The sequence below is a fragment of the Kurthia sp. Dielmo genome (genome assembly GCF_000307285.2).
GTDB classification, from domain to species: Bacteria; Bacillota; Bacilli; order Bacillales_A; family Planococcaceae; genus Kurthia; species Kurthia populi.
This window is the reverse complement of sequence record NZ_HE578960.1, coordinates 97,962-105,020: the sequence shown is the minus strand read 5'-3', so window position 1 is coordinate 105,020 and position 7,059 is coordinate 97,962. Positions and strand designations below refer to the sequence as shown.

Genomic DNA, 7,059 nt, shown 5'->3' with positions numbered 1-7,059 from the left:
GTTTTATTTCTAATTCTTTGTCCAATGGGTCTCCTCCTTTCTTATAAATGCTGTTCTTATGGATAGATAGGCGCTGTAAAATAACTTGTATAAGCGAAAAAAACGCTCTAATCACAATTCTATATTAAAAAAAGGTGAAATGTTTATTTTTTTAATAAATCTAAAGCTAAATCAATTCATTCCCCGTCTAATCTATGGAGGTGAAGGCAGTGAATCTAGTGAAGCAGGCTCAAAAAGGAATGACCAAGCATTTTTAATGAAGAATTCGCCTCAACAATGGGGAAGCAACCTGTCTATTCAGTAAAGGGCTATGATGAAAATTTTCGTATAATGACTTATGAAAAGGAAAGCGCACAGATTTTTGAGCATATCGATGAGCAGGGAGCCGACGTATTTAACCAGATGAAGCTAAAAGATAATAGTTTGTGAAAGGCCGTAAAAGCGGTCTTTTTTGTAAGAAATTCAAAAAAATGCAACTGTTTCATTAGTTGAACGTTCTTATAAGAGAGAGCAAAAGTAAATTGCGTTGGGAGCAGGTTGTATTGAGGAAAAAAGGGCTAGTAGTGTGCATTATCGCCGTTGTTATCGGCATGGCGATTTTTTTAACAGTGGGTGCTAATAAGAAGAGTGAGCGTAGCACAGGTTATACGATGATCAAGGATGAAAAACTGAAGGATGATGTCAAGTTACCTTATACGAATTTAACGAGTTACATAGCAACGAATGATTTTATTTACGTGGCCGTATGTGAGCCAGGTTCTGCATCGATTGCTAATCAGATTGTGAAAATTGACCGAACATCTGGTGCGTATAAAAGTATTTTCCATTCTAATTTAGATAAAGCGGCAACACAGGGCTTAAAAAATAGCGGAGACTGGATTATCTGGGTAGATGGAGATGATCTAGGAGGTAGCACAAAATTCTACGCATTTAATGAAAAAACAAACAAGACGCTGTCATTCGGCACAACAAGTGATACAGTGTATACCGATTTTCCAGAGATTTCGGGTGACCTTGTTGTATGGGCAGAGCATGAGCAAGTTACGAAACAAACAAAGCTGATGACCTATGATTTAACAACACAAAAACGCAAAACCATCCGTACCGTTTCTAAGGATAAATGGAAAGTTTCTGATTACACGATTCGCGATGGTGTGATTGCTTATATTGATAAATCATCAGAAAAAATGATGCTTCATGTACAGGATACGAAGAAAAAAACGAACAAAAAGTACCCTATTACAGCGAAAAATCCAGATTGGCTAACTTTTATTGATGAGCATACAATTGTGTATGTGGATAATTTAAAGCAAGGACACTTTGATAAAAATAAACTGATGACATATAGCATGAAAGATAAAAAGGAAAGTGCGTTATTTGCAGACCAAAAAACGGTAGAAGTAGACTCATTAAGTGGCTTTAAGAATGATGCCATTCTTACAGAGGTAAATAATGCGCTGCATGTATTTGCGGTTGAAAATGGTGTCGTAACCGAACAGCCTTTTACCCAAAAAAACAACTGGCCGCTTGATAGTGTAGATATCTCTTATTGGAATCACGAATTTTATATTTTTGAAAATGATGTAGACGCGCATATTTATAATTTAACCATTGATACAGAGCTTTAAATGGAGAGAGAGTCACACCGATGTGTGACTTTTTTTATTTGGTGGAAAAGCCCAGGAACTTTTTGGAATACGTACCGTCCTGTACTATAAGATGGAAATTTACCATTATATGTTGTATTAAAATGCTTAAATATCTAATAAGAAATTGATTTATAAATAGTTTGTTAATTTACCTATCTCCATTTAACTATAAAAAATTGTGTTATAATGGAAATGATAGAAATAAGTTCTAAGGAGTGTTTTATTTGAAAAAATTAGTAGCAACAGCAGCAATGTTAGGTTTTATGGTGGCAGTACCAGTTCAAAGCATTGGGGCTCAAGCAGCATCTGCACCAAAAGTATCCATTAAAGACTATAAAGGCGCAGACGATATTCAATACGCAGTTATTGCTGGGGACAAATACAAAGCAGTAAATGAAAAAATGAAAAAAGAAGCAAAAAAAGCGTATGACTACCAAGCTGCTGAAAAAACTGAAATGGCATTAAAACCTATCGTGAAATTTAAATCAGCGAGCAAAGTAAGTATTCTTTCTGTGATGTCAGAAACAGCAGATGATGCAGCACATGGTAACTTCACTGCAATCAGCTACAACACAATTAACGGCAAAGAAGTATCATTGAAAAGTGTCTTCAAATCAGAAAAAGCGTATTTAAATGCTAAAAAATATGCGAAAGCAAAAGTTTTAGATAATAAAAAGAAATATCCTTTAGCAGATAAGAAAACAACAATTGCAGGTCATTCATTCTACTTCACATCAACAGGCGGCATTAAAGTCGTATTTGATCCATACGAAGTAGCACCATATGCAGATGGTTTCGTAACCGTATCGATTCCAAAATCTCAATTAAAATAATGAACTAATTTAAAAAGCACCTCAGAGCCCGGACAGCTTTGAGGTGTTTTTGTATGGGTAAAAAAGCGTATAATAAGCTATAGTGGGAAATTACGTGTACATAGGAATAGAGGAAAGAATCGTTGAATAGTGAAGTAATTTATACGTTTATCTTTTTAATTGCAAGTCCAGTTTTTTTAATACTAAGTTTAGAAACACAAAAAAGAGTCTATTTTTACATTAGCATTAGTATAGTAGGCTTATATCTTGTCTATATGATTTATTTGATCAATAAACACGATATAACAGTATTATTTATCATTCACCATCTCTTCGTTTTAATCGCTTTAGGTATATCCTATTTATATGTTGATGAAGAGAATGAAAAAAGAAATCGAAACAAGATTTTAAACAAAGTAGTAGTAGGGCTAGCTTTGTTAATCATATTTACGATACCTAGCTGAGGATTTTATCGTATATACGATGGGAATGAAAGAGTTTAGATAAAGTACCTAATTTCTATACAGAAAAAAGCCGAGAACCCTTGTTATATCAAGGTTCTCGGCTTTTTTAATGTGGAATTATGTTATATTGACACTCATTTTATCTCATAAATTACAATTATTTCTTATTGTATTCTAATAATGAGTAAAAAGGATTATAATTGATTAGCGATTATACGATAGGAGTGAGTTTAGTGAGAAAATTATGGGCGATATTGCTAATGGCATGTTTAGTATTGGCATTACCTGTACAGAGTATTGGGGCTAAAGCCTCTACATCACCAAAAGTGACAATTAAGTCATACAAAACATCAAATATTAAATACGCGGTGATTAAAGGGGATAAATACAAGGCAGCCAATGCAAAAATGTACAAAGAGGCAAAAAAGGCGTATGCCTACCAAGCAGAATTAGATGAATTAAAAGCGGATGATATAAGAGATGGCTATTTCATGGGGGCCGATTATAAAATTATCTTAACACCAAAAGTGAAATATAAATCATCTAAAAAGGTTAGTGTACTAACAGAAGTGTATGTATACAGCGGTGGTGCACATGGGAATGTAGAATACAGAAGCTATAATACATATAAAGGAAAGATTGTTTCATTAAAGAAAGCCTTTAAATCAAACACTGCCTATTTAAATGGTAAAAAATATGCGAAGCATAAGATGCTACATAATACGGCGGATTATCCATTTGCCGATAATAAATCAACCATTGCAGGGCATGAGTTTTACTACACATCAACTGGCGGCGTAAAAGTTGTTTTCGATCCATATGAATTGGCTTCATTTGCGGATGGCATGAAAACGGTATCGATTCCAAAAAAATATATTAAATAAAGTTGAGCCTTCTTGAGATAGTTATATCCTAAGAAGGCTTTTTATATTTATTTTCATTTAATGGGTATATATATCTGCTTTTAATTAAGCTATAATGTTCATGTAATGTTGTTTGTTTCCTTTTTTATACAGATAATAAAATGGTTTCGAGGAGGATATAATATGAAAAAATTATTGCTAGCAACAGCAATTGCATTAGGTACGAGTACGGTCAGCGGAATGGTATCTACAACGCAAATAGAGGCCAGCGCAAAGTCGTATGATATGAAGTCGAGTTTTGCAGAAACATTAAAAAAAGGTGGGTTACCAAGGACCAAAGGGAAAATTGGTATGACGTATAAAACATTGAAGAAAGTGGTGCCTAAGAAAACGGAATATAAGGCAGATAGCTATGTGTACATTGCGAAAAATGATGATAGGTTTTTCTTGAATTACAACACATCATTAGAGAAGCCAAAAAATACAAATAAAGTTGTGGCGCTAAACCGAGAATACAACTATTTAATTTCTAGTAGCTCTGTGAAAAAACAGCTTGGAAAACCTTATCGTGGTAAGTCAACGGATAACGGTAAAGATGTGAATACGCATATTTATAAAGCAGGAAAAAATTATGTCTTTATTTATGCTGATAAAAAAACAAACACTACTACATTATATATGGGGAAACGAGATTTAATTGAATATATTACGGGTGTATATGATACATATCGTTAACTTTTAAAGCATTAAAAACTAAATTTTCTGAAAAAATAATACTTTAGACTAATGCTTTATTTTTAGTTCGTACTATAATGAAGCTAAGAAGCAAAATTAATAAGGGGTGATTTCAATGAAGAAGCTATGGACGGTACTCATTATGCTATGCTTTCTCGTAATGTTACCGCTTCAAAGTCTAGGGGCAAGTGCGGCAGCACCTAAGATTTCGGTCAAGACGTATAAGACGGAGCAGATTCAATATGCAGTCATTCACGGGGATAAGTATAAAGCGGTCAATGCGAAGATGCTAAACGAGGCGAAGAAAACGTACGCGCTACAAAAAGAATTGGACAAGCAATTGGCGCGTGATAAGGCAAATGGTAGTGTACCAGATTATATGGAATACTGGGCTGTGCTGACACCCTTTGTGAAATACAAATCATCAACGAAGGTTAGTATTTTAACGCAGCTTTATGTGTATAATGGCGGGGCGCATGGCAACTCTTCATATGAAAGCTACAATGTATATAAAGGAACACAGCTTTCATTAAAAGGGGCATTCAAGTCAGAAGCGGCATATTTGAAAGCAAAAAAATATGCCAAAGCAAAAATGCTAGGATATCCTGAAAAATATCCATTTGCAGATAGCACAACAACGATTGCTGGCCATCCGTACTACTGGGTAGCATCAGGTGGCATTAAGGTCGTATTTGATCCGTACGAAGTAGCGCCATATGCGGCGGGTATGGTGACAGTATCGATTCCTGCAGCGTATTTCAGATAATAAGCGAATTTCAAAACACTTCAGAGCATGGACAGCTTTGAGGTGTTTTTGTATGTGTAAAAAGAAAAAATTATTATAAATGTTTAAATACTTTAAAAGTTTAACTTGTTTTTAACATTTTATTTTTATAATTCACTTTAACACAGTATAGATAAGGAGCGTTTTTATGAAAAAGATTTTATTAGCGGCATCAATTGTATTAGGGGCAAGTACGATTACGGGCATGATAGCTGCTCCGCAAATGGACGTCAGTGCAAAAACAACTGAGATGAGCGCGAGCTTTGCAAAGAAATTAAAGGAAGGTGGGTTACCAAATACAAAAGGGAAAATAGGTATGACGTATAAAACGTTGAAAAAAGTAGTGCCTAAGAAAAAGGAATATGCTGCAGAGAAATATGTATATATGGCAAAGAATAAAGATATGTTCCATTTAAATTATAATGAAAAATTAGGGAAACCAAAAAATACGAACACTGTAGTAGCTTTAAGTCGAGAATACAGTAACCTCATTTCTAGCAGTTCAGTGAAAAAGCAACTTGGGAAGCCTTATCGTGGTAAATCTATAGAGGGTGGTAAAGATGTAGGTACGCATATTTATAAAGCAGGCAAAAATTACGTCTATATTTATGCGGACAAGAAATCAAATACAACCTCACTCTATATGGGAAAGCGTGATTTAATTCAAATGCTCGCTGGTGTATCGGATATTTATCGCTAATCGAGTAGTAAGCTAGGGAAAGTCTAATTTTAAGGAGGGAATTATAATGAAAAAAGTATGGTTGGCACTTATTATGCTGTGTCTTTTTACGATGGTTTCGGCGCAAAGGTTAACGGCTAATGCGGCATCTGCACCCAAGGTTTCAATTGAACATTATAAGATAGAAAGTATACAGTATGCGGTAATTAAAGGTGAGAAATATAAGGCAGTTAATATGAAAATGAAAAATGTAGCAAAAGAAGCCTATAAATTACAGAAGGAATTAGATAAGCAATTACTGATTGATAAGAAAAATGGTAGTGTGCCTGATTATATGGAATACTTTGTGTCATTGACGCCAGTAGTGAAATATAAATCTTCAACGAAAGTAAGTATTTTAAATCAGAAATATATTTATAAAGGTGGCTATCGTGGTGATATGTACTTTTCAAGCTTTAATGTATACAAAGGTAAGAATTTATCCTTAAAAGGTGCATTCAAATCTAATGAAGTCTATTTAAAAGCAAAAAAATATGCCAAAGCAAAAATAGTAGCTAATCCTACTAAATATCCGCTTGCAGATGCTAAAACAACAATTGCAGGTCATCCCTATTATTGGACAAAAACAGGGGGCATTCAAGTTGTTTTTTCTCCAGATGAACTCGCAACGTATAATGCTGGACCTATGATGGTATCGATTCCTGCAGCGTATATGATGAAATAAAAGAAAGAAGCCTGGCGAAAGCGGGCTTCTTTTTTGTTATAATAAAGCCATTATGTATAGATTGTAGGGAATTAGATGGCTATTTATTTTGAATCATTACAGACGTTTCAGGCGAACGGCGGCTTGAAGCAGTCAACAATTACAGCGAAGCAGCTACTACCGGCGCTAGTGACGCATATGCAACGAGGAGACCGAAAATTTTCGCTGCATATTAATGGGCGCCTGCCGAAGCCACTTAGTGAGCTACTGCAGGATGCTTTTGATATTTCGCATTTACAGCAGCCGTTTCATACACAGCACTGCGCACGCCAGCAAAGCAAATATATAAACGTGTCAAAGAGCCGTATTA

General features: G+C 34.8%; 7 protein-coding genes and 1 pseudogene. All 8 read left to right on the top strand.

Going from position 1 to position 7,059, the window contains the following annotated elements:
- Positions 1–542 precede the first annotated feature (542 nt).
- Complete coding sequence (locus KTHG_RS14065) at positions 543–1,628, top strand: hypothetical protein (RefSeq protein ID WP_139994474.1); 1,086 nt, start codon at positions 543–545, stop codon at positions 1,626–1,628.
- 245 nt (positions 1,629–1,873) lie between these two features.
- Positions 1,874–2,482, top strand: a complete 609-nt coding sequence (locus KTHG_RS14060) for an RsiV family protein (RefSeq protein WP_139994472.1) — start codon at positions 1,874–1,876, stop codon at positions 2,480–2,482.
- Positions 2,483–3,158: 676 nt separating this feature from the next.
- Positions 3,159–3,809: a DUF3298 and DUF4163 domain-containing protein gene (locus KTHG_RS14055; RefSeq protein ID WP_139994470.1), complete on the top strand. Its 651-nt coding sequence runs from the start codon at positions 3,159–3,161 to the stop codon at positions 3,807–3,809.
- Positions 3,810–3,971: 162 nt separating this feature from the next.
- Positions 3,972–4,523: a hypothetical protein gene (locus KTHG_RS14050; RefSeq protein WP_139994468.1), complete on the top strand. Its 552-nt coding sequence runs from the start codon at positions 3,972–3,974 to the stop codon at positions 4,521–4,523.
- 115 nt (positions 4,524–4,638) lie between these two features.
- Positions 4,639–5,289: a DUF3298 and DUF4163 domain-containing protein gene (locus KTHG_RS14045; RefSeq protein ID WP_139994466.1), complete on the top strand. Its 651-nt coding sequence runs from the start codon at positions 4,639–4,641 to the stop codon at positions 5,287–5,289.
- A gap of 166 nt (positions 5,290–5,455) precedes the next feature.
- Positions 5,456–6,007 carry a hypothetical protein gene (locus KTHG_RS14040; RefSeq protein WP_139994464.1) on the top strand — a complete coding sequence of 184 codons (552 nt, stop codon included), beginning with the start codon at positions 5,456–5,458 and terminating at the stop codon, positions 6,005–6,007.
- 46 nt (positions 6,008–6,053) lie between these two features.
- Positions 6,054–6,710 (top strand): polysaccharide deacetylase family protein, encoded by a 657-nt coding sequence (locus KTHG_RS14035; protein ID WP_139994462.1) that lies wholly within the window; start codon positions 6,054–6,056, stop codon positions 6,708–6,710.
- Between the two features lie 75 nt (positions 6,711–6,785).
- A pseudogene (locus tag KTHG_RS14030) lies at positions 6,786–7,059 on the top strand (transglutaminase domain-containing protein); the annotation flags it as partial.

Excerpts from the sequence above, each read along its gene's own strand:
- KTHG_RS14050 (WP_139994468.1), top strand. The coding sequence starts at position 3,972 with ATGAAAAAATTATTGCTAGCAACAGCAATTGCATTAGGTACGAGTACG.
- KTHG_RS14045 (WP_139994466.1), top strand. The coding sequence starts at position 4,639 with ATGAAGAAGCTATGGACGGTACTCATTATGCTATGCTTTCTCGTAATG.
- KTHG_RS14035 (WP_139994462.1), top strand. The coding sequence starts at position 6,054 with ATGAAAAAAGTATGGTTGGCACTTATTATGCTGTGTCTTTTTACGATG.
- KTHG_RS14040 (WP_139994464.1), top strand. The coding sequence starts at position 5,456 with ATGAAAAAGATTTTATTAGCGGCATCAATTGTATTAGGGGCAAGTACG.